Genomic DNA, 323 nt, shown 5'->3' on the forward strand with positions numbered 1-323 from the left:
CATGACGCGCGTCGCACCGGAGGACAACGGCGCGGCATCCGGTCTCGTCAACACGGCGCACCAGCTCGGCGGAACCATCGGCCTGGCGCTGCTGACCGTCGTCTTCACCGCTGCGGCAGCGAACGCGACGACGAGCGCGGGTGCGCAGGCGGACGCCGGCGCATACGCCGCCGTCTTCCAGTTCGCGACCTGGTTCTACGTCCTCGCCGTGGTCATAGCGGCCGTCATGGTCACGGCGGATCGACGGCGCGGGCGACTCAGTCGTCGGCGCGGCTGAAGACGCTCCGGATCACGACGAACACCACGACGGCGACCACCGCGAC

General features: G+C 70.6%; 1 pseudogene. It reads left to right on the forward strand.

The window, feature by feature from the left end:
- Positions 1-277 (forward strand): annotated as a pseudogene (locus tag SB658_RS22780) (hypothetical protein); the annotation flags it as partial.
- Positions 278-323 lie beyond the last annotated feature (46 nt).

The organism is Bacillus sp. SIMBA_008 (genome assembly GCF_046535495.1).
GTDB classification, from domain to species: Bacteria; Bacillota; Bacilli; order Bacillales; family Bacillaceae; genus Bacillus; species Bacillus subtilis.